Origin of the sequence: Gilvimarinus gilvus (genome assembly GCF_030518155.1) — a bacterium.
Lineage (GTDB): Bacteria > Pseudomonadota > Gammaproteobacteria > Pseudomonadales > Cellvibrionaceae > Gilvimarinus > Gilvimarinus gilvus.
Genome location: NZ_JAULRU010000617.1, coordinates 75,149 through 98,295 on the forward strand (window position 1 = coordinate 75,149; position 23,147 = coordinate 98,295).

20 protein-coding genes and 2 pseudogenes are annotated in these 23,147 nt (G+C 50.6%); 5 read left to right on the forward strand and 17 right to left on the reverse strand.

Going from position 1 to position 23,147, the window contains the following annotated elements:
- Position 1: 1 nt before the first annotated feature.
- The 4 genes from QWI17_RS15535 to QWI17_RS15550 form a co-directional block, all read right to left on the reverse strand.
- Complete coding sequence (locus QWI17_RS15535; protein WP_302723434.1) at positions 2–256, reverse strand: DUF1244 domain-containing protein; 255 nt, start codon at positions 254–256, stop codon at positions 2–4.
- Positions 257–290: 34 nt separating this feature from the next.
- Positions 291–1,337, reverse strand: coding sequence for an SGNH/GDSL hydrolase family protein (locus QWI17_RS15540; RefSeq protein WP_302723435.1), 1,047 nt, complete (start codon positions 1,335–1,337; stop codon positions 291–293).
- A gap of 42 nt (positions 1,338–1,379) precedes the next feature.
- Positions 1,380–1,751, reverse strand: coding sequence for a SpoIIAA family protein (locus tag QWI17_RS15545; protein ID WP_302723436.1), 372 nt, complete (start codon positions 1,749–1,751; stop codon positions 1,380–1,382).
- A gap of 438 nt (positions 1,752–2,189) precedes the next feature.
- A complete protein-coding gene (locus QWI17_RS15550) occupies positions 2,190–2,813 on the reverse strand; it encodes a putative glycoside hydrolase (RefSeq protein ID WP_302723437.1) in 624 nt (207 codons plus the stop codon).
- Positions 2,814–3,163: 350 nt separating this feature from the next.
- Here QWI17_RS15550 and QWI17_RS15555 point away from each other — a divergent pair, with 350 nt between their 5' ends.
- The 4 genes and pseudogenes from QWI17_RS15555 to QWI17_RS23765 all read left to right on the forward strand — a co-directional run.
- Positions 3,164–3,742 carry a YceI family protein gene (locus tag QWI17_RS15555; protein ID WP_302723438.1) on the forward strand — a complete coding sequence of 193 codons (579 nt, stop codon included), beginning with the start codon at positions 3,164–3,166 and terminating at the stop codon, positions 3,740–3,742.
- A gap of 50 nt (positions 3,743–3,792) precedes the next feature.
- Complete coding sequence (locus QWI17_RS15560) at positions 3,793–4,593, forward strand: hypothetical protein (protein ID WP_302723439.1); 801 nt, start codon at positions 3,793–3,795, stop codon at positions 4,591–4,593.
- A gap of 382 nt (positions 4,594–4,975) precedes the next feature.
- A pseudogene (locus QWI17_RS23760) lies at positions 4,976–5,917 on the forward strand (glycoside hydrolase family 11 protein); the annotation flags it as partial.
- Positions 5,918–6,112: 195 nt separating this feature from the next.
- Positions 6,113–6,457, forward strand: a pseudogene (locus tag QWI17_RS23765) (carbohydrate-binding domain-containing protein); the annotation flags it as partial.
- Between the two features lie 26 nt (positions 6,458–6,483).
- Here QWI17_RS23765 and QWI17_RS15575 read toward each other — a convergent pair.
- From QWI17_RS15575 to QWI17_RS15610, 8 genes are all read right to left on the reverse strand, one after another.
- Positions 6,484–7,899, reverse strand: coding sequence for a DEAD/DEAH box helicase (locus tag QWI17_RS15575; protein WP_302723440.1), 1,416 nt, complete (start codon positions 7,897–7,899; stop codon positions 6,484–6,486).
- Positions 7,900–7,968: 69 nt separating this feature from the next.
- Entirely contained in the window at positions 7,969–8,703 is a 735-nt protein-coding gene (locus QWI17_RS15580; protein WP_302723441.1) for a TMEM175 family protein, read from the reverse strand.
- Positions 8,704–9,050: 347 nt separating this feature from the next.
- Positions 9,051–11,408, reverse strand: a complete 2,358-nt coding sequence (locus QWI17_RS15585; protein WP_302723442.1) for a glycoside hydrolase family 127 protein — start codon at positions 11,406–11,408, stop codon at positions 9,051–9,053.
- 82 nt (positions 11,409–11,490) lie between these two features.
- Complete coding sequence (locus tag QWI17_RS15590) at positions 11,491–12,438, reverse strand: glycoside hydrolase family 43 protein (RefSeq protein WP_302723443.1); 948 nt, start codon at positions 12,436–12,438, stop codon at positions 11,491–11,493.
- Between the two features lie 21 nt (positions 12,439–12,459).
- Positions 12,460–13,833: an MFS transporter gene (locus QWI17_RS15595; RefSeq protein ID WP_302723444.1), complete on the reverse strand. Its 1,374-nt coding sequence runs from the start codon at positions 13,831–13,833 to the stop codon at positions 12,460–12,462.
- 101 nt (positions 13,834–13,934) lie between these two features.
- Positions 13,935–15,437, reverse strand: coding sequence for an L-arabinose isomerase (gene araA / locus QWI17_RS15600; RefSeq protein WP_302723445.1), 1,503 nt, complete (start codon positions 15,435–15,437; stop codon positions 13,935–13,937).
- Between the two features lie 10 nt (positions 15,438–15,447).
- Entirely contained in the window at positions 15,448–16,140 is a 693-nt protein-coding gene (locus QWI17_RS15605) for an L-ribulose-5-phosphate 4-epimerase (protein ID WP_302723446.1), read from the reverse strand.
- A complete protein-coding gene (locus QWI17_RS15610; protein ID WP_302723447.1) occupies positions 16,137–17,804 on the reverse strand; it encodes a ribulokinase in 1,668 nt (555 codons plus the stop codon). Before QWI17_RS15610 ends, QWI17_RS15605 begins: the two co-directional genes overlap by 4 nt.
- Positions 17,805–18,031: 227 nt before the next feature.
- Between QWI17_RS15610 and QWI17_RS15615 the strand changes: the two genes are divergently transcribed.
- Complete coding sequence (locus tag QWI17_RS15615; RefSeq protein WP_302723448.1) at positions 18,032–18,472, forward strand: CBS domain-containing protein; 441 nt, start codon at positions 18,032–18,034, stop codon at positions 18,470–18,472.
- Positions 18,473–18,491: 19 nt separating this feature from the next.
- On the opposite strand, the gene QWI17_RS15620 is transcribed toward QWI17_RS15615, so the two are convergent.
- The 5 genes from QWI17_RS15620 to QWI17_RS15640 form a co-directional block, all read right to left on the reverse strand.
- Positions 18,492–19,091 (reverse strand): HAD-IA family hydrolase, encoded by a 600-nt coding sequence (locus tag QWI17_RS15620; protein WP_302723449.1) that lies wholly within the window; start codon positions 19,089–19,091, stop codon positions 18,492–18,494.
- A 114-nt stretch (positions 19,092–19,205) separates the two neighbouring features.
- On the reverse strand, positions 19,206–20,069 hold the full coding sequence (locus QWI17_RS15625) for a substrate-binding periplasmic protein (protein WP_302723450.1): 864 nt from the start codon (positions 20,067–20,069) through the stop codon (positions 19,206–19,208).
- A gap of 77 nt (positions 20,070–20,146) precedes the next feature.
- Positions 20,147–21,022, reverse strand: coding sequence for a substrate-binding periplasmic protein (locus QWI17_RS15630; protein ID WP_302723451.1), 876 nt, complete (start codon positions 21,020–21,022; stop codon positions 20,147–20,149).
- 160 nt (positions 21,023–21,182) lie between these two features.
- A complete protein-coding gene (gene yjfF / locus QWI17_RS15635) occupies positions 21,183–22,139 on the reverse strand; it encodes a galactofuranose ABC transporter, permease protein YjfF (RefSeq protein ID WP_302723452.1) in 957 nt (318 codons plus the stop codon).
- Positions 22,136–23,146 carry an ABC transporter permease gene (locus QWI17_RS15640; protein WP_302723453.1) on the reverse strand — a complete coding sequence of 337 codons (1,011 nt, stop codon included), beginning with the start codon at positions 23,144–23,146 and terminating at the stop codon, positions 22,136–22,138. Before QWI17_RS15640 ends, yjfF begins: the two co-directional genes overlap by 4 nt.
- Position 23,147 lies beyond the last annotated feature (1 nt).

The following is a 23,147-nucleotide window of genomic DNA, read 5'->3' on the forward strand; positions in this document are numbered from 1 at the left end:
ACTAATCACGCGGCGTCTGGTATTTGTCCTTCCAGTCACGGTAAGGCATTTGATAAATAATTTCCCGTGCCTGGTCTTTGTCGAGGTCTAGGCCACGTTCGTTGGCCGCCTGCTGATACCACTTACCCAAACAGTTGCGACAAAATCCTGCCAGATCCATCAAATCGATGTTTTGCACATCCTTACGCTCATCTAAATGTGCGAGCAATCGGCGAAACGCAGCCGCTTCAATTTCTGTTTGTAACTGCTTATCCACTTTAACTCCTAAAGACTGATTTTTTAAAAAATGCTTACCATTGCAGGTCCTGCTTAAGCTTGGCCACCAGGTTATTTGCCATACGCTGATTAGTCACCACATTAGGGTGCCAGTCACAACCAAAGCCATCATCAGCCTCAATACGCCCCAGATCCAGCACCTGAATTTGCTCATCGGCCAGAGCTTGCAACTGGCTGATTTGATCGGTTCGCACTTCACCACTTAACATCGGGCTTGCCACCAAATATATCGGAGCGCCGACATAATCTTTTTGCAATGCATCCACCAGCGCTTGCATGCCTGCCTGGTAACCGGGCGCCGAACCCTGCCAAAAATCATTCGTACCTATCGTCACGACAACCGCGTCGGGCTGGTACTTTGCGACCGGCCAAATCGTTGAAAAATTATCCGCGAGCGTCAGGCGGCGGCGCTCGCCAATTGTAGGCGCACTGGGCACCTCTTCACCATAGGAGCGCCAAACGCCAATACCTGACCAGGCAATGGTGTGAATGTCAGCGGCAAGCTCTGCTGCTGCCAACCCGGCGTAAGCTTGGGTGGGGTTGCTGGTATCCTGGGAGTAGCTGCAGTCTTTGCTCTCGCCCTCAACGCCATAACCGGCGGTAATAGAATCACCAATGACCAACAAGCGGCGACCCGATGCAGGCGGAGGTGCCAGCAAACGCCCATCAACCTCGGGTAACCCTTGCAAAGCCGTAACCCCTGAAAACGATTCTGCCAAACGAGTCAGACGTACGGTGTGCTCGGTCAGTGGCAGGCCTTGAGCGAGCTGTATAAGGCGAGTACCTGGCTCTAACCATAAATCTCTACTGAGTCCATCGAGAGTAAGCTGAAACCGGACGCGCTGCTCGGATGACATTTCAATGCTCGCCTCGGTACCGTAGAAATTGAATTCAATGGTAGATCCGGGCCAGGTAAACGAAGCCTTTTGAGACGGAGTCACCTCGAATCGTCCCATCATACGTAGCTTTGCAAAATCATCTGTTGCCCAGGCGGCAGAGCCAACCAACAACATTACCAACACCAAACTAAACATTTTTATTTTTATCAATACTCGCAACATACAGTCGCTCCTGAATGAAATAACGGGGCCAGCATAAACTTACTAGGCCGTTGGCAATCCCAACCAATGGTTCGCTTCATCAAGCTTCGCAAAGCCAAAGTGTTTCACTTCAGCGCTAACAAAATGCTGAGCAACACTTTCAACAAGGCCAGCAATTTTCGAATCAGTGACCAGGGCCACCTGGGCAATGTCCTTATGATGCTGCCTAACAAATTTTAAATGGGCAACAAGTGCCGCAAAGGAGTTCCAACCGGGAAAAGACTGTGTTTTAACCAGAACACCTTTAATTTCACCGAACTGATCAATCACGGGATCCACAATACGCGCTGCGGCTTCAAAGTCTGCCTGACTTAAAGAGCCCTCAGGCTCCAGCGTCACTATTAAAGCGGCGGTATTTATATGAACATGTAACATAAACGTCTTCCTAGCAGGCTGTTGAAAAACCACATGCATGCTCAGCGTAGCCTGAAACGTGCAGATGTTGTGTCTTGTCTCGACGGACAGGGTGGTTCCCTTTGCTAGAGGCAAGGCGCAACAGATGTGCGCTTCAGGCCACGCCCCCCCGGGGCTTTTCAACAGCCCGCTAGACCAAATGGATACACTTAATGGCAACAAGACCAGCCTTTGTATCATGATGCGAAGCCCCTCGCCACCTGTCGACCCGACAACCAACGCGTTAACAAGCTATCGTTGCAATGCTTATCTGGGCGGATGTAGGGCACTCATTAAATGTAGAAAGGTTTTCAATTGCGCGCCAATTGGTGTCTGAGTGACATATGTTGGACCATAGGCACAGCTATCTTTGCTCCAGACGAGCAAAGATAGCCATTGTGCAATGCGAGCCTCTAACGATTAAGGGTTGGGTACGCATCCCTCGTCACCCTCAGCCATAGCAGACAAGCTAATTTCAGCGATGTCTAAATCCAGTGCCCCGCTGGTGCCGATACTGACCGGCCAATTAATTTTGCCAGCGTCCAGCCCGTTGGCGGTAAAGCAATCGAGCGCCAACGGCAAAGCAAACCAGGTGTTCGGCTCAGCTTGTTTTAAATTATCCGCAATATTGACCTGTGCCTCACAATTTTCGCCACAAGCTATTTTGAGGTTGACCGTTTTGGGAACACTGGAGTTTACCTTCAGCGCCAGCATCAATTCAGCCTTATCGGCAAGCGCAGAAAGATCCAGCGTTGTGCCGCTTATGGTTGCATTGACGCCATGTTCCGACTTGGTCCAAGAAAATCGCAGGGCACCGGGAAAAGTCGTATCACCCGCCTCGACCACTACCAACTTACCCGAGCCACTCTCGCCTCCGGAGTCGGGGATTGGTTTCCACCAATTGTCGGGGTCTTGCAGTACCCACTCCCAATTGCCGGGGGTTTGGCCTCCGGTGAAATAAACAAAGTTGGGGTTGGGTTCATTGGCCGCGAAAGCCGCTCCCGACACCAGACAAAGACTTAGCAAAAACACTTTTACGTTCATGTTATTCACCCGTTTATTATCGTTATTGGTTTGAGCCCATTGCGAACAAACAATGGCCACTACGTTAATCACAACTACGCCCCAAAAGGCATATATAAAAAATATATCACATACGAATACCGATAAAAATGCGACGGCAGTAAAAAACAGCGCTTTGCGAGCGCCTTGGCTTACCGCTTAGAGCTTGACCCTCACCCCCAATTGTTAACTTAATTTAAACACTCAATAAAAAATACAGGTAATTGTGTACTCGTACGGTCATTGCTTTAATGAGTTTAAGCGTACGGCGAAGCCAAAAGGCTTAATCCGGTGCGCCAAAATCTTAACCTCGATAAAATTGGGAGAACATCATGTCAACAACCCGTTTAGTGCTCACCTCACTCATCACGCTATCTTCAATCGCCCTGCAGGCTGCCGAAGTTCCCCTAACCGGCTCCTATGTACTCGATGCCAGCCATACGCACGTCGGCTTTGCGGTAAGTCATATGGGCTATAGCGACGTCGTCGGGCGCTTCAACCAGCTCGAAGGTCAGGTCAAGGTCGATGCGAACGGCAGCGCAGACGTCGAGATTGTCATTGACGCCGCCAGTTTAGATACCAATCACAACAAGCGCGATGATCATTTGCGCAGCCCAGACTTCTTTGACGCAAAACAGTTTCCTACCATTACCTTTAGTGGCCAGACTCAATTGAACCAAGATCGCTCTCCCACACAGTTTGAAGGACAACTTCAGCTACTGGGTAAGAGTCACCCCGTCACCTTAGCTATATCCAAAGGTAAAGAGGGCGAGGACCCTTGGGGTTTATACCGCATCGGGTATAAAGCGAGCACCACCATCAAGCGGTCAGACTTTGATATGAACTTTATGCAAGGTGGTATCGGTGACGAAGTTACCCTCACGATAAACCTGGAAGCCGTTAAACAATAATCTGCACAGGAGCAGGCGCCCTGCTCCGCCCCGCCTATCAGGAGAGCCTCATGCCTATCTACGTCATTTTGCAAGCGGCGCTTACCCCGCTATTACTTTCGGTGGTTTTGAGCACATTAAACAAGCTCAAATATTATTCACGACAAGCCAATGAAGCGGTCGTAATGGTCGCTTGGCTGGCAATCAGCGCCTGGATAATGAGCGGACCCAACTTGCCACCAAGAAACGCCCTCGACGTTTTGTGGTGCACGACATTACTCCTTCTGGCATCACCCACCTTCCCCAACGGCTATCGGCCCACTGCCATTACACTGACTATAAGCGCAGGACTGCTATGGGCTGCCTGGCCCGCGCTTACCTACAAGGCGAATTGGGCCAGCCATGGCATGCTCTGGCTTATTACGGCAACGGGGATTGCGACATTGTTTTGGCAACAATGCCAAGCCAGGCAACACTTTAAAGCCTCCGCCGTAGGAATTGGAGCTGTTGCCGGTGCAATAAGCCTAACCACTATAATGAGTGGCAGTTTAAAGCTGGGGCTAGTAGCCGCCAGTATGAGCTTTCTTATGTTCTTGCCGGCGCTCTCCCAGTTATGGCGCCAATCGCAACTGTTTACGCATTCAACCCAAAGATTATCGGCACTTATTACCGGGCTATTATTGTTTTGTACCCTCTATGCCGACGTCAATGTGGTTAGCTTTACTCTGGCACTTAGCGCCCTGCTGATTGTGCAACATAAACAGCCATCCCGAATGATAGACGGGATAATAATTACACTGAGTTTTCTCACCGTAATCTGCGCAGCACTTAGCGAATATGTGTTCTCTCAATCAGCGCCCATCTATTACTAAAATCGTAAAAAGTGTCGATCGCGCTACCGACACTTTTACCGCAAAAAAATCTATAGATACACCCAGCAAGGCATATGTCTAAACCGATATTTTCTACATAAGTCATGCGTTTGCTTGGAAAAATTTTTCACTTATCAAAACGCCGACGTCAAAAATTGCATTGACACCGCTGTCATATGGTTATTTTGACCAAAAGCATATAGTCCTATTGACAATATAAATTTTGATTCGTAGTCTCCATGCTACCTGGCGCAACAAAACCGATAACAGCGACAGGGGTTGCACTCAAAATATTGCTCGACCTGGGCAGTACCTCAAAGCCTTTCCCTCTATCGGCAGTATTGGTTGAGGTTAAAAAAAATGGAGAATAACCATGACAATAATGAAAGCAGCAACAAAGCACGCAAAGAAGAGCCTTGGCATCGTCGCCACATTTTCCGCGGCGATTTGCCTATGCACACAGGCAAACGCACAAACTCTTACCTCAAACCAAACCGGTACTCATAACGGTTATTACTACTCATTCTGGACCGATGCGCCGGGTACGGTTTCCATGACTTTAGGGAACGGCGGCAACTACACCTCGCAGTGGAGCAATACCGGCAACTGGGTAGGCGGTAAAGGTTGGAATCCCGGCGGGCGCCGCACGGTTTCCTACTCGGGCACGTTCAATCCTTCCGGCAATGGTTACCTTACGCTTTACGGTTGGACCCGCAGCCCATTGGTCGAGTATTACATTGTCGACAATTGGGGTTCTTACCGCCCCGGTGAAAGCGGCACCTACTACGGCACGGTGAATACCGACGGTGGTACTTACGATATATATCGCACGCAACGGGTTAACCAACCCTCGATTGAAGGCACTGCCACTTTTTATCAGTATTGGAGCGTTCGCCAACAAAAACGTACCGGCGGAACGATTTCTACCGGCAATCACTTTGACGCCTGGGCAAGTCACGGGCTTAACCTTGGCAGTCATGATTATATGGTCATGGCGACCGAAGGCTATCAAAGTAGCGGCAGCTCCAACATTACCCTTGGCAGCTCTTCCGGCGGCAACAATAATGGTGGTAACGGGAATACCGGCGGCAATTCGAACCCAAGCAGCACCAACATTGTGGTGCGCGCCCAAGGTGCCAGTGGCAGCGAGCATGTCAACTTACTTGTTAATGGCAATGTTGTCGCCGACTGGACCCTCAGCACCGGTATGCAAGATTACACCTATTACGGTAGCGCTGGTGGCGACTTACAAGTGGAATACACCAACGATGCTTCCGGCCGGGATGTCACTCTGGATTCTGTTTACGTGAATGGTGAAACACGCGAAGCCGAAGACATGGAATACAACACTGCGACTTACGGCAATGGCGAATGCGGTGGCGGCTCATACTCAGAAACCATGCACTGCAGCGGCGTTATTGGTTTCGGCAGTACTGGTGATTGTTTCAGTGGCAGCTGCGGTGGATCAAACAGTGGCAGCTCTGGCGGCAACGGCGCTTCCAATAGCAACGACAATGTGGTGGTACGCGCACGCGGCGTAAGCGGCGCGGAGCACATTAACTTGTTGGTTGGCGGTAGCGTGGTTGCCGACTGGACTTTGAGTACCGGCATGCAAGACTACACTTACATTGGCAGCGCCACCGGTGACGTCAATGTAGAGTACACCAATGATGCCTCTGGCCGCGATGTGATACTGGATTACGTCACGGTTAACGGTGAGAACCGTCAGGCAGAAGATATGGAGTACAACACTGCCACTTATGGTAACGGCGAGTGCGGTGGAGGCTCTTATTCAGAAACTATGCACTGCAGCGGTGTTATTGGTTTTGGCAATACCGACGATTGCTTTAGCGGAAGCTGTAACTAAGCGGTTGTCGTAGTCAAGGGGCGCTAAACGCGCCCCTTGTTCCCACCCGGAGAGTTTTTACCCGCCGGCGGCTTGGCGCGACGACGGTTATTACTGATTTTGCCACCAGGCGTCGAGCCTGGTTTCTTGGCCAAAGGGCCTTTGCCACTTTTGGCCGGTGGTTTTTGCGCTTGCCCCCGACTGTCATCGGCAGATGATTGATGACGGCTGGGCCGGTTTCTGCGTGGTTTTTTCGGTGACTTAGCTGTGCGATGACTGCGGGGCTTCGCATCTAAGCTTGATTCTGGCAAAGTATGAATCGGCTCAAAGCCAACCAACTCTTCACGTTGAATTATATTCTTAGTCAACCTTTCAATTTCACGCAGCATATCGATTTCATCGGCACACACCAACGATACTGCGGCACCTTCGGCGCCCGCCCGACCGGTGCGACCAATGCGATGCACGTAATCTTCAGCTACTTGCGGTAAGTCAAAGTTAACCACCTGAGGCAATTGATTGATATCCAATCCACGGGCCGCAATGTCTGTCGCCACCAACACACGCACTCGTCCAGATTTGAAATCTGCCAAAGCTTTGGTTCTGGCATTCTGGCTTTTATTGCCATGAATCGCCATCGCCCGCAACCCTGCCGCATCGAGCTGCTTAACCAACTTATTGGCACCGTGCTTGGTTTTACTAAACACTAAAACCTGCTGCCAATCGTTGCTTTCCACCAGATGAATCAGCAGAGCGGCTTTTTGCTTTTTATCTACCGGACACAACCATTGTTTTACGCGGGTCGCGGTGCTGTTGGGAGCGCTGACTGACACCTCAATCGGGTCATTCACCAGCGACTTCGCCAGCTCCCGAATATCCTTGCTAAAGGTCGCCGAGAACATCAGCGTTTGCCGTTTAACCGGCAACATTTTGAGGATCTTACGAATATCGTGAATAAAGCCCATATCGAGCATGCGATCGGCTTCATCCAACACCAGAATTTCCAGGTCTTTAAAATGAATGGCGCCTTGCTGGTGTAAGTCCAATAATCTGCCGGGGGTTGCTACCAAAATGTCGACACCACCGCGCAATCGCATCATTTGCGGATTGATCTTTACTCCACCAAACACCACCGTCGACTTAATTGGCATGTGCTGGCTATACAAAGCCACATTGTCGCCAACCTGCGCGGCCAACTCACGTGTGGGAGTCAACACCAGTGCACGTACCGCATTACCTTTCGCCTGCGAGGTAGTCTTGGCGCTGCTGCTGAGCAACTGCAACATAGGCAAGGTAAAACCGGCCGTCTTGCCCGTTCCGGTTTGCGCCGCCGCCATAACATCCCGCCCTTTGAGCACTGCTGGAATAGCTTGTGCCTGAATCGGCGTTGGGATTTCATATCCCTGCTCGGCAACGGCCTTTTGGATGTTGGGGGAAAGACCTAATTCGGTAAACTTCATGACAATTGCTCTGGGCGTGGCGCTTGGGAAAGGGGCGCGAAGCATACAGGAATGCGCGAAAAATAGCCACTAGGTTTGATCAGCAAGCGCCCGTTGGAAGCGCCGATTGTAAACGATAGACACCCAGGGCATAACAACCGCTAAACCAAAATAGGCAAACCCGGCAAACGCCTTGTATGGCCCCGGCAGCAGCAAGGCGCTGAGCGCCGACATCACACCAAACAGCGCCTGAGCCCCCCAAATCGCGATTCCGTGCCGGGTACGTATCAGTTCCGCAGTATCGAGCCCCAAATACTCTCTGCGCCGAACAGCATGGGCATAAAGCAAAGCGACAACAGTCGCCAACGCAGCGTAGCCTGAGCCGTAGACAATGAATAAGCCCCCTAACTCCTCCGGGCTATTGATAACAAAGTCACTGGGGAGCCATCCGGCCGACACAAAGGCACCGAATGAAGAGTAAACCAGGCGCAGTGGATAGACATACACCAGAACGGTGAAAATCATCAGCAGAGTGAGAAAGGTAGAGGTTTTATCCTCCAAGCCGTAGCGATTACTCCAGATTCGGTGAGCCAACCAAAACGCCGACAACTGAGCAAAACTCATGGCAAATGCCGGGATGGATTTAAGAGCCAGCACCAGCTCGGCAAAATTCTGCGGTATGGAGCCAACCGACACCACCAGCATGGTTAGGGAGAAGGCAAAGGCGGCGTCGGAAAAAACCTCCATTCGCGTCATGGCTTCACCGCGCAGACGCATTCCGCCGCGAACGGTTAGCCGACTCAACGCTTCCTCAGACCATGCCATGGCATCCCTCCAGCAAATTTAACTGATTTATTATTGTTTCGTATAGGCTTTCGATAAGCTTACCATACCGTGAGTGCTCTACGGCCAGTAAGCCGAAAACCCCTTTTACCTTACCAAAACCAATAAGGCCGTCAGGCTGAACGGCTTTCAGTCGCCCCAAGGGGTTACCCCTAGCAGGCTGTTGAACACCGTCTTTGGCTACCGCTTCGACCTTGTGTCAGCAATAACGAAGCCGTACAGCGTCCTGCAAAAGCACGCCGAAACTTTAGTTCTTACTTACTCTCAACAATAAAAAGGCCGGTACGTTCAACGCACCGGCCTTGTGCTATCACAAAATTGTATACGTGTTATTCAGATAGCAAACGAACACCATAGATGCCACCGGCAACTGAACCTTCCGCGGCGATAAACTTCAACAAGTGCTTACCATTCTCAGATTTTCGTAAAGCCTCTTTCGAGATTGGGTAATCGACGGTATAGAAGTTGGCGCCCTTGCCTTCAGGCAGCTTAACTTCGGCAAGTGTTTCGCCGTTAAACTCTATAGCAAATTCACGCCCCACATCGCCGCCAAAATAGGTAATGCGCAGCGTCTTAGCCTGAAGCTCTTGATCATTCAACTGATAACTGAACCAGTCATGCGCGTGTCGCCAGTGCCGGTTAAGGTGTACTCCAGCTTCACTTTGACTGCCTTTAAAAAAGTGATCCGATTCAGGCTGTTGCTCGCCGGGTGCGACCTTATCAACCGTAATCGCTTCCAACTCCAGCATTTGCGCTTCTGCAACGGCTTTCTGCTCGCGCAATTGATCTACATTTTGCGGAGTACTGTAGGGCCAATAAAGCATGTAACGCGACTGGTGTACCCGGAAAAACGGAATAAGCTCCAAGTCCTGATATTGCGCAGGCTGAATGACATTGCTGGCTTTAAAGCGCAATTCATCCTCACTTATCCGCTCAATTTGATTGGCAAAATCAGTATCCTTTGCCACCAACATTGGGGCTTGCTCTATCGGACAGCGCTCACCACTGGCGATATGCCCCATACGACTGGCATCGGAATAATAATTCAACACCTCATCGTCAAATGGCGAGGTCTTTGCCGACAGCACAATGGGACCATACATAACCGCATAATAGTCAGATCCGTCTGGCAGAGATTCAAGATGAGTCTGCATAGGTAAACTTAACTCGACCTTATCACCCTTTTTCCACTGCCGGGGTAAGCTTATATACTCACCCGGCATCGCCTTAACCACAACCGGCTCACCGTTAACGGTGACTTCAGCGTGCTGGGACACGGCCCACTTGGGGTAACGCAAGTTAAGGGTAAACTCACCGGAAGAGTCGAGCGTCAATTGCGTTTTAGATGTGTCGGGAAACCCGGTTGTCTGAGTCAGAGTCACGCCTTTTTCAGCCCAGGTAAGCGTGGAGGGAATGTAAAGATTTACGTAAAGGTCATCATCTTCGTGGGCGTAAATAAACTCTCCGTACTTAAAGTGATTTTCAATCCCGGAACCGACACAGCACCACATCCCCTCGTGAGGTTGTGAGTACATGCGGTAGTGATTGGGACGCATCGGGGTAAAGTAGACCAAACCACCGGTTTCAGGATCTTGCGAAGAGAGAATATGATTGTAAAGTGCACGCTCGTAATAGTTTACATATTCCAGCGAAGTATCTCGCCCGTACAAAAGTTTAGTCAATTTCAGCATATTGTAGGTATTGCAAGTCTCGGGCCCCTCTACCTCTTCCAACATACCGCTAAAATCTTTCTTATCGTGAAAGTGCTCGCGCGCACTATTGCCACCAATGGCGACTGAACGCTCATTGACCACAGTATCCCAGAAAAAATCGGCAGCTTCATGCCAACTTTCATCGCCGGTTTCCTGAGCCACTCGCTCATAGCCGATTACTTTCGGAATTTGGGTATTGGCATGCAGGCCTGTCAATGCATCCGTTTTATTCTGCAAGGGCTGTAATATTTTCTTGTGAGAAAACTGCTCGGCCAATGTTAAATAACGCTTCTCGCCGGTTATGGCGTATACGTCAGCGAACGTCTCATTCATGCCGCCGTATTCGGTGTTGAGCATTTTTTCGATTTGCTCGTCCGACAAATCGGATACCAAGGTGGCAACCCAGTCTGCCCAATCCAGCAGCATTCGTTTGGCTTGCTCGCTGTCGGTATAGACGTAGGCATCGCGCAAACCCGCAAAAATTTTATGCAAGTTGTACCAAGGTACCCAATAGCCGTTCAGAGCAAATAAATCGGCGCGGATATCACCCTTGGCAATCTCTTGCCAGAGCTTGTCGCTGTTCGGAACTCCGCCCAGGTAGCCATTGCCATTGGCCTTTTGAGCTCGTTCGAGCTCATCCAACATATAGTTGATTCGGTTGCGCACGTCTTCGCGGCCGGTTGCCGCGTAGGCCAGACTTAGCGAAGTCAAATAATGACCGCCGATGTGACCATCAAGCCCGGTATTTTCCCAGTTGCCATAGCTGTTGGTTTTTGGCTTAAGTCCCGCTTCACGCAGAAAGGGAGCCAACAGCCGGCCTGGCTCCATGGTCAGTACGTACTCAAGATTTTTTTCCTGAGCATGCAGAAACGGGCCGTCTTGTAGCCGTACTTGGTCAATGTCAAAGTAATCAACAGCTTGAGCATTGAAAGCCGTCAAACCAATACAAGCTGCCAGAGATATTTTTTTTATCATGACTCGCCTTCCCTTTATAAAACAGCCTGCAAGGCAGATACCGTGCAGGCTTTAATCAATGAACAAATAGTTTGTAACGCCTCTAGTCGTCGAATGCAGCATCACCAAACACAGGCATACCCTGTTCATCCCACTTCAGTTTTTTCACGAAGGTGTGACGGTTGGGGTCCCACAAAGGATCGCCCTCAATTTCGGTGTAGGTGCGGGCATGGTATACCAACAGATCGGTTTCACCGTCTTCAGCTTTGGTGAAACTATTATGACCGGGGCCGAATATTTTGTTCTCCGGGCTGGAGCGCAAGACCGGCTGTTGCGACTTACTCCAGCTGGTAGGGTCGAGCAAATCGGCATCCTGATCAGCCCACAAAAGTCCCATTGCGTAGTTTTCATCCGTCGCGCTGGCAGAATAGGTCATAAAGATTTTGTTGCCATGCTTAACGATTGACGGGCCTTCGTTAACCCAGAACCCAATAATTTCCCAATCGTATTCCGGAATAGACAAACGAATAGGCTCGCCTTCAATTTCAGTGGGGGTTTTCATCGGTGCGATGTAAAGGTTCGAGTTACCGCGAATACCCACTTCCTTCTGCGCCCACACATAGTAGAGCACGCCGTTATGGCTAAAGGTTGTGGCATCGAGGCAGAAGGTATCAATACCCGTGTCGATTTTCCCTTCGAACGTCCACTCTCCGGCTACCGGGTTATCGTCTTTGCAGGAAATCGCGTACATACGATGCTGGAACAGATCGTATTTGATTTCGCGTGAAGGGGCCGCTGCGAAATAGACATACCAAGCGCCCTGATTAAAGTGTATTTCCGGCGCCCAAATCAGGTCACTGTAGGGGCCTGTTTCGGGTTTGTGCCAAACCATAACGGTCTCGGCGGTTGCCAGTTCGGAAATCGTTTTGGCCCGGCGCAACTCAATACCGTCGTAAGCCGGAACACTGGCCGTAAAATAGTAATAGCCATCGGTGTGCTTGTAGATATGGGGGTCAGCACGCTGCTCAATCAAAGGCTTTAATACAGTCACAATTTTTCTCCAAAACAAAAATTAGGTCATATCTTCAACAGTATGGGCGGGCGACTCCGACTCGATCTCACCGCGCGCTACCATGTCGTTGTAAAAACGGTCGGTAATCTTGTACTTAAACATCACAAAACCGAGTAACGCGTGAAACAACCCGGGAATAACGGTCAGCATCAGTGCGATACCGGTTAGGGCAAATTCGGTTTGGGTTTCACCGGCCTGATAACCAAATAGCGTCAGCAATAGCCCGGTAATAAAACCAGCCAAACCGGCACCCGCTTTTTGGCAGAAAGAGATGCCACCGAATGCCAAGCCGGATACACGCTTACCGGTTTTTGCCTGACCGTAATCCACAGCCTCGGCAATGGCTGACCAAAAGACCGGCGCGTGCAAATCCACCACAAACGACAGTACAACGTAGACGACAAACGCCATCACTATGTCTCCAGGAGAGACAGCAAAGAACATAAAGGCACTGATAACCCCTACTGCAATTTGCGACCAGCGAAACAGCTGAACCTTACAATAGCGTTTTGTAATCCAGGTTGAGGCGACCATGGAAACAATAGAGGCGGCAATACCCGCACTGGTAAACATGGCCGCGGTCGACTCGGTGCCGCCCAGATAGTAAATGGCATAGTAAAACGCGACACCACCACGCATTGCATAGCCGAGAGTACCCAGCATGCAACAAGCCGCTAACACCAACCATTGGTCATTTTTGATCAATAGAGCCAGTTGTTCCCGTAACGGCTTTTTGTCAACCACATGCTCTACCCGCTCACGGGTTGTTGCAAAGCACATCAGCAATAAGCCAACACCAACCAAAGACATAAAGCCCATCGCCAACTGATAGCCTTTAGCGGCATCGCCCGCTCCCCACATCTCAGCCAGTTTCGGTATTGAGGCAACAATCACCACATTGGCGATCTTGGCGAAGAACATGCGATAGCCGTTCGCCGACAGCCGCTCTTTAGGGTCGCTGGTAAGTACGCCAATATAAGAAATATAAGGAATGGCTACACCCGTAAACATCAAGGTGGCGAACAGATAGGTCACATACGCCCAAACTAGTTTGGCGTTATAGTCAAAATCGGGGGTGGTAAACAATAAGAAAACAGCAAATCCGTACGGAATCGCTAAATACAAAAAGTAAGGGCGGAATCGACCATAGCGAGTTTTAACTTTATCGGTCAACAACCCCATCAAAGGGTCACTCAATGCATCGACAAACCGGGCGGCTAAAAACAAGGTGCCGACATGGACAGGCTTAAGGCCAAAAATATCAGTATAAAAATACTGCATAAAGTAGAACATGGCCGCAATCATGACGTTTACCGACATGTCACCGGCACCGAAACCTACTTTCTCGACGACTGATAATTTTTCAGTTTTCATTATTATGGCAATCTCTTATTGTTGCCCGGGCGAGCGAATTGGCAGTCACTCACCAGGCTCAGATAAAATAAAGGACGCCGTAGCGCCCTTTATTGGCAGGCTTAAATGCCTTGGTTTAAGTGGTAGAACACGGCGTTGTGACGCAGCTCCTGTTTAAACGCGCGAATGTTTGTGTCTTCGTCAATTACTACCATCTCTACACCCGCCATCTCGGCAAAGTCAGCCACCTGATCAGTGGTAATGCCTTGCGTGTATACACTGTGGTGAGCACCACCGGCATGTATCCAGGCGGCACCTGCCACTTCCAGGCTAGGCTTAGGCTCCCACAGAGCCTTAGCAACGGGCAGGTGTGGCAACTCGGCCGGCGGTTCAACAGTCTCCACTTCATTCACAATAATCCGGAAGCGTGTTCCCATATCGATAGTGGAAATATTGAGCGCCGGGCCGCTGGCTCCGGTAAACAACAAGCGCGCAATATCTTTCTTAATACCAATGGTGTGTGGCTCTACCACAACTTTTGGCTTGCCGGAGGCGATGCTCGGACAAATCTCCAGCATGTGTGCGCCCAGCACTTGATCGGTAGCGGCGAAATTGTAAGTGTAGTCTTCCATAAAGGAGGTACCACCCGTGCGACCTTTACTCATCACCTTAACGATGCGATTCATCGCTGAGGTTTTCCAGTCGCCCTCACCACCGTAACCGTAGCCTTTGGCCATCAGTCGCTGAGTCGCAAGGCCTGGTAACCCAGACAAACCTGTGAGATTTTCAAAGCAGTTGGTAAACGCCATACAGCCGCGTTTTTCCATAAAGCGCTCCATACCTAATTCCAGGCGCGCTTCGTTCTGTAACATTTCTAACTGGTGAGCATCGTCAAACACGGCTGCATCGATTTCGTAATCGGCTTTGTAGAGTTCAAGCTGAGCGGCAATGTCGGCATCTGACACGGCGTCACACTCTTTGGCCAAGTCACCCAAACCATAGGCGTGCACTTCATAACCAAATTGAATTTGAGCCGACACCTTATCGCCTTCGGTCACCGCCACTTGACGCATGTTGTCACCAAAGCGGGCAACACGAAGGTTCTGAGCTTCGTTCCAACCCATGGCGGCACGAATCCAATTATCAATCTGGACCTGAACGGTTTCGCGCTCCCAGTGGCCAACAACGACCTTACGCTCCTGACGCAAACGCGTACCGATATAACCGAACTCGCGGTCACCGTGTGCGCTTTGATTCAGGTTCATGTAATGCATATTGATTTCGCCCCAGGGCAGCTGTGCACCAAACTGCGTGTGCAGGTGCATGTAGGGCTTATTCAGTGCGGATAAACCTGAGATCCACATTTTTGCTGGCGAGAATGTATGCATCCAAAGAATCAGACCGACACAGTTTTTGTCACTATTGGCGGCCTGACAAATATCCAGGATTTCCTCTGGGGTGGTTACAACACCCTTCGCTACCACTTCAGCGGCAACATTTTCACTGGCGGTAAGACCACTCGCAATTTTGGCGCTGTTATCGGCTACTTCTTTGAGCAGAGCCGGGCCGTACAAATGCTGCGAGCCGGTTACAAACCAAACTTTTTTATCGCCATAGACTTTCATAACTAACCTCTTAGCTCTGCCCGTAATAGGCATTTTTTCCGTGTTTGCGTAAATAATGTTTATCGACAATACCCTGCTTGAGCGACTGCACGTCTTGCTTTAAAGTGCGTGTCAAATAGGCCATTTTCGCTATTTCTTCCAGAATAACCGCATGGTATACCGACTGGGCGCCATCTTTACCCCAGGTAAAAGGCGCGTGACCTGCGATGATGGCCATCGGAGTTTCCATCGGATTCTTACCTTTAAAACAATCGGTAATCTGAACTCCGGTCTCTTCCTCGTAATCCCGCTCAATCTGCTCGTCGGTCATAACCGCCGTACAGGGGATAGGCCCGTACGCATAATCGGCATGAGTTGTACCTAAACAAGGAATGGGTTGCTGTGCTTGGGCCCAAGCCGTCGCATAGGTTGAGTGGGTGTGTGTTACACCACCAATATTGTCAAAGTGACGGTACAAGTGGGTGTGGGTTTTGGTATCCGAAGACGGGCGCATTTGGCCCTCAACCACATTGTTCTCAAGGTCGACGACAACAATATCATCGGCCTTCATATCTTCGTAGGCCACGCCGCTGGGCTTAATCGCTACAACACCGCGCTCGCGATCAACCTGCGATACATTACCCCAGGTATACAACACCAGATTGCGGTGGTGTAACTGCATATTAGCTTCATAAACTTCGCGTTTTAATTCGGTATAGCTCACGCTACTCCTCCATTCGCGTACTGACCCAGCGCTTTGTAGTTTTCATACAGCGCATCGTAGGTACGAGCCGCCTCGGCTTTGGGTTGATAAGTTTTGCAAACACTGGAACCCATCGCTTTCTGTGCGCTGGCGACACTGTCGTGTGCTCCGCCCACCGTAGCGGCAAAAATAGCGGCCCCCAAAGCGCAGCTCTGGTCACTTTCCAGCACGTCAATCGGACAATTCCAAACATCGGCACACGTTTGCATCACGAAATCTGACTTTTTCGAAATACCGCCAATGGCAACCACGCTATCAATGGCGACGCCTTCCTCGCGGAAACGTTCAATAATGGCGCGAGCACCAAAAGCCGTGGCTTCAACCAACGCGCGGAATACTGCAGCTGCATCGCTACCCATTTTCAGTCCGGAGATTGCACCGGCTACTGTTTGGTCGGCATCGGGGGTGCGGCGCCCGTTAACCCAATCAAGCGCGGTAACACCGGTTTGGCCGGGGGCAATAGCGGTAGCCGCGTTGGACAGCTCAATCAATGTCTTATCTTCGAGCTCTGCAATCAGCTGTGACTTAGCAGCGGCGTCCAGCGCATTGGACTGCTCAATAATGGCTTTGGCAGGGCCATTAACAAAGTTCTTGAACCAGGCGTAAAGATCACCGAAAGCGGACTGCCCAGCTTCCAGACCAATCATCCCAGGAATAACCGAACCGTCGACCTGACCGCAAATACCGCGCACACAGGTATCGCCGATAACCTCAGCCGATGCGATGGTAATGTCACAGGTAGAGGTGCCCATCACTTTGGTGAGTACGCCGGGTTGCACGTTTGCCGCTACCGCGCCCATATGACAATCAAAGGCAGAAAAGCCAATGGGGATGCCCGCAGGTAAGCCAAGCTTCGCTGCCCACTCAGAGGTCAGTGGCCCAACGGCCTGATCGGCGGTAAAAGTTTCCGCAGGCAAGCGATCGACAAACCCATCGAGAATGGGGTCAACACCGGCAAAGAAGTCATTGGGCGGATAACCACCCCAGCTTGCATGCCACATTACTTTGTGGCCAGTGGCGCAACGGCCCATACGCAGCTCACTCGGATGCGTAGTGCCGGTCAGCACCGCCGTCATCCAGTCGCAGTGCTCTACCCACATATGTGCCGCCTCTTTAACAGAGCCGTCTGCGCGCATCACATGTAGAGCTTTCGACCAATACCACTCAGAGGAGTAGATCCCACCTTCATACTTTAAGTAGTTGGGCTCGGAGCGACTGGCTGCCTCCGTAAATTCAGCCGCCTCTTTTACCGCCGTGTGATCTTTCCACAACACGAACATTGCGTTGGGATTCTCAGCAAATTCCGGCTTGAGCGCCAGAGCCACACCCTCGGCGTCAACCGCGACCGGTGTCGAGCCGGTGGTATCAAAACTAACCCCCACAACTGATTCCGCAGCCCCTTCTGGAGCCTCGCCCCACAGGTTAGCAAGCACTTGCTCCAAACTTTCAAGGTAATCCAGCGGGTGCTGACGAAACTGATCCTGAGCGGGCTCGCAGTACAAGCCTTTGGCCCAGCGAGGGTAATTCACCACACTCGAGGCAACTTCGTCCCCGGTGGCGGTATTTACAAGCAGTGCTCTAACTGAATCGGACCCGTAATCGAGGCCCAGCGCATAAGAAACCATAAGACAAACCCTATCTACCCCCAGCAAAACGGAGGAGTCTTTATTTTGTATTATAATATTATCCGAGCGGGACGGGCCTTTGTCAAATATTTCTTACTTTGGATTAACCGGAAATTTATAACCCCACTCAAGCTAGTGCTGAACACACTACCCCTTGGCACGCAGCTCTCCCATGCTTACACTCACACTAAAAAGGGCAGGTAATGAAGCAGGGCATCGAGCAAATAATGACTACACACGTAGACTGTGCCTACGAGGGCTGGTCTTTGCAACGCCTACAGAATTTACTGAACCAAAAGGAGCTGACACGAGTCCCGGTAATAGCGTCAGATCATCAATTGGTCGGCAGTGTTGGTAGCGCCGATATTTACCGGCTGATGAACCAAGAAGAGACTTACCGTGCACAACTTGTAAACGATAACTTTAGGCGCACAACCGGTTCCGACATCGACAACCTAGATGAGCTCACTCAATGGAGCAGGCGTGCACAGGTATACTGTACCGTACACCAGATCATGCAACCGGCGGACAACCAAATTGATATTAGCGCCAGCCAATCTGAACTGAAAGCCGCAATGTTACATGCTTCCAATCAGACTCTGTGGGTCACACGACTGGGGTTGCTGGTCGGCAAAATAGAGGCGGTTGACCTGCTTACCGATTGTTAGAGCATCACCGCTCCGCAAACTAAAGAAAGTAATCGTTTTCCACGCCAAGCTCGGCCAGCACGTCGATTCCGACCATGCCTGCGCGTTCTGCCGCTTCAAGCCCCAATCTGGAATCTTCAAACACCACACAGTGCCGAGGTGCAATCCCCATACGCTGAGCGCAAAGCAAAAAGGTATCCGGTGCCGGCTTCGGGTTGGCCACCTGATCGGCCCCCACAACAAAATCAACCAAATGACTCATGCCGCAGTGAGCAATAATCGACTCCGCCTCTTCGGTGTAGGCTCCAGTTCCCACACACATGGGCTTTTTGCCCGCGTATTGTTCGGCTACTTTTTGCAGGGCAGTAGGCTTAACATACTGCTGAGCCACATCACCCACCACCTGCTCTTTGAAGTCATTCATCTCGTCCAGGCTCGCCGTTGGCTTTAGGGCAAACTTGTTCAGCAGAATTTCGAGAGTGCCTTTGGTCGGAACACCGGCTAACGAACGCATCAAGGGTCGGTCGATGGGAATCTGGTATCGATTAAGGGTTTGCGTCCAGGCGAACTCATGCAGCTGACCGCTATCCACCAGCGTGCCATCCATATCAAAGATAATGGCTTGGTATTGATCGAACAAGGGGGCACCTTTACATCAGGAAGAATCAAGGGCGCTCACTTTAACACGCACAAGGGCAAGACAATAGCCCACTATTGCACTCAACTGCCGGCTCAAACAGATCCCTCACACCGGCTAAGGGTGATACCACAACTCAGTGCGCTCAAGCGGAGCTTTGTCACTCAAAACAGGGCTTTCCAATTTGAACACACGCCGCTTATCGAGCTCTGCCTTCTTTATGACTTCGCCATAATAACGGGTAAATAACTCCTGGTACGAGCCATCTTTCGCAGCCTGGTTTAAGCCTTTAAGTATAGATGCGGCCAATTCCGGATTATTGCGAGAGGTAAAAAAATAAAACGCCGCGGGGTAATGCAAAGCCACACAGCACGCTATCGCTAAGGGCCTGTCATCGTAGAAAGTAAGCTCATCCCATATTTCAATCACTGAGCGTGACAAATAATCTACTCTATCAGCCAGCAACATGTTAACCAGACTATCGCGGTTGATCGACGTCACCACGCTATAGCCATTTGACTGCATATAATCTACATCTGGCCAGTCCCGCCCTAACCCGACACGCATCTTCTTGAGATCCGACTCGACAAAGTCTTCCACAAACGCGTCGGCACTGTCGGCTTTTACTAATAGCAGTCGCCACCCCGCCAAGCCTTTAAAAAGAGGAAAATAGACAGCGTGTAAGCTCGATTCTCGATAGGGGTTGGTATTCATCCAATTGACATCGTAAGAGCCGCCATCGAGCAAGCGTGCCGCGCGACGATCGGTGACTGCATTGCCCGGTACAGGCACTAATTGATAGGCGCGACCAGACTTGGACATTGCCAGATCCAGCAGCTCTACACAATAGCCGACAAGGCGCGTAAAAACCGGATCATCGCCCACATACTCCGGGTAGCGAACATGCATCACTTCATCAACCGGCTTTGCCAAAACTTCGACAGGTACCCACAGTAACCACAACACTAAGGTAAATTGCATTCCACAACGGGAGAGCACAATACCGCCTCCAATTAAATCCGGTTATTCGTATTCCGACGACGCAAGGCCGTGTCTCATCAGTGAGACGCGTCGGGATGAAACCAAAGTTCTTTTCTTTTAATTGAGTTATTGTAAATCATGGGGATATTCTTGATGGCAATAACCTGACGCTTATCAAGCTCAGCCAACTTTATTGATTCGCCATAGTACTGCATAAACAACTTATCAAAACTGCCGTCGGCAATCGCCAGCTCCAATCCCTGCTCAATAATCTGGGCCAACTCTTGATTAGACCGCGCCACAAAAAAGAAAAACGCCGAAGGATAATGCAGCGCCAATGTTGGCTCCAGCAACACACCATCCGCTTTGCCCAATTCAATTTCATCCCATACTTCCATCACCGAGCGCGGCATATAGTCCACCCTGCCGGCACGCAACATTTTTACCAGACTATCCCGACTTCCCGAGGATTCCACCTGAAAACCATTGGCTCGCAGAATTCGGGTATCGGGCCAATCGTTGCCAGAACCCGCACGCAAAGCGCGCAGCTGATTAATGTCGGTAATGTTGCGAAACTTTTCAACTTCTTTAGGCTGAATGAGCAGCAGCCTCCAGCCCGTCAGCCCTTTAAACAGAGGTATGCGAACAGGCCGTAAGGTGGACTCCCTGTCCGGATTGGTATGAAGCCAGCTCACATCATACAAGCCTCGCCCCATATTACGGGCATTGCGACTATCGGTAATGACATCCACCGACACAGGTTCCAGCACATAGTCCTGCCCTACTTTAACGAATGCCAAAGCTAACATGGCCAGAAAATATTCGGTTTGCCGGTGATAGACGGGATCAACACCTGTTGACTGCGGATAGCGCACGACAGCCCTCTCGTCCGCCGCCACTGGCAACGTGAAAGTCGACAAAAAAACGATTAAAAACAACGACTTTAGCAACACATTTAGTCACCAGCTAGCGCACAGTAAGGCTAATAAGAAGACTCGTTACACAGTATAGCGTATGCGGGTACGGGTATTGAGACTTCAATACCCGGTATAAACACGAAGCTAGAAACCTTAAGCGGTTAAAACTAACCGCCCAAGGCCACAATATCATTGACTAGGCTTTGGTACCACGGCGCACCAGATAGCGCTGCAAAGCGATAAAAACAAACAGCAGTAGGCCAATCACAATCTTGGTCCACCAGCTGGATAAGGTGCCATCGAAAGAGATGTAGGTTTGCACAACCCCCATAATCAGCACACCAAATAAGGTGCCTACAACGTAGCCATACCCACCCGTTAACAAGGTACCGCCTATCACCACGGCCGCAATCGCATCGAGCTCAACGCCCACCGCCGCCAATGAATAACCAGAGAAGGTGTAGAAGCTAAACACAATTCCGGACAGGGCCGCAAAAAAAGAACTTAAGGCGTAAACACTGATGGTGGTGCGTGCAATAGGCACCCCCATTAAGGCAGCAGACTGAGCGTCACCGCCAATGCCGTACACACGCCCACCAAAGCGGGTGAAGTTAGCCAGCCAAATAGCCAGCCCCAACACCACCAAGGCGATAATGGTCGAGCTACCCAACCAGGCGCCACCCGGCAACTCAAAGCCAAACATGGCGACGTTATCATAGAACATGTGAGTAATCGGTACCGACTCTTCACTGACCACCGAGCTTAAACCGCGGGCGAAAAACATGCCCGCTAAAGTGACAATAAACGGTTGCAGCTGATAAAAGTGAATAATCGCGCCCATGGCGGCACCAAACAGCGTCCCCAGCACCAACACAAAGGCAAACGCCGGAATGGGATGCCAACCATAATCACGCAACAGAACGCTAATAATGACCCCACTGAGAGCAATGGTGGAGCCTACGGACAAATCAATACCGCCCGACAGAATGACAAACGTCATACCAATTGCCGCGATGATCAAAAAGGCATTGTCGGTAAACAGGTTCATAAACACCCGCAGGGTGCCAAAGTTTTCAAACTGCACGGAGCCGACCAAAAACAGCAACACAAACAGCGAAGAGGTTACGTATAAAGGTAGAAACTTCTTATTCATGATTGCGCACCACCTGCTTTCTTAAATCGCGCAATCTGACGGTGAAACTCCGGTGACTGCAACAGCAAAATAACAATAATCGCGGCAGCCTTAATCAGCAGATTAAACTTAGGCGGAACACCGCTGAGAATAATGGTAATGGTCAGCGCCTGAATAATAAGCGCGCCGATGATTGACAGAAACACTGAGAAGCGCCCACCCATTAGCGAGGCGCCGCCAATGACTACCGCGAGAATAGCGTCGAGCTCCAGCCAAAGGCCGGCGTTGTTGGCATCACTACCGCCAATATCAGCCGCCGCAATCATACCCGCAACGGCCGCACACAAGCCCGACACACAGTACACCATCAGTTTAATGAGCTTATCGTTAATGCCTATGTAGTGACTGGCACTGGCATTGGCTCCGACACCCTCCACAAAAAGCCCGAGCGCCGTACGGCGCATTAACAACTGCACCAGTACAAACGTAATGATCACTAAGATAATTGGGAAGGGTAAGCCAAAGAGATAGCCAACACCTAAATACTCGAACGCCTCGTGATGGAAAGTGACAATCTGCCCGGAGTTAATCAGCTGCGCGATACCACGGCCGGCCACCATTAGAATAAGTGTCGCCACAATCGGCTGAATACCAAAGTACCCCACCAAAAAACCATTGACGAAGCCTGCGGCAACACCGGCCAGCAAACCACCGCCAATAACGATGGCAATATTGTCGACACCGCCGACAATCAGCCCGGCACTTACCGCGCCGGCAATCGCCATAACCGACCCTACGGAAAGGTCAACGCCGCCGGTGGCAATCACCAGTGTCATACCAATAGCGAGCAGTGCCACAGGCGCCGCACGGTTCATGACATCAATCAAGCTGCCATAAAAGCGACCGTCTTTAATTTCTATACTGAAAAACTCCGGAGAGATCAGCACATTGGCCAACAGAAGGACAAACAGCCCAATAATTGGCCAGAGGCTGCGCCGAACAGCGGGAGATAAATCTTTATAACGCATA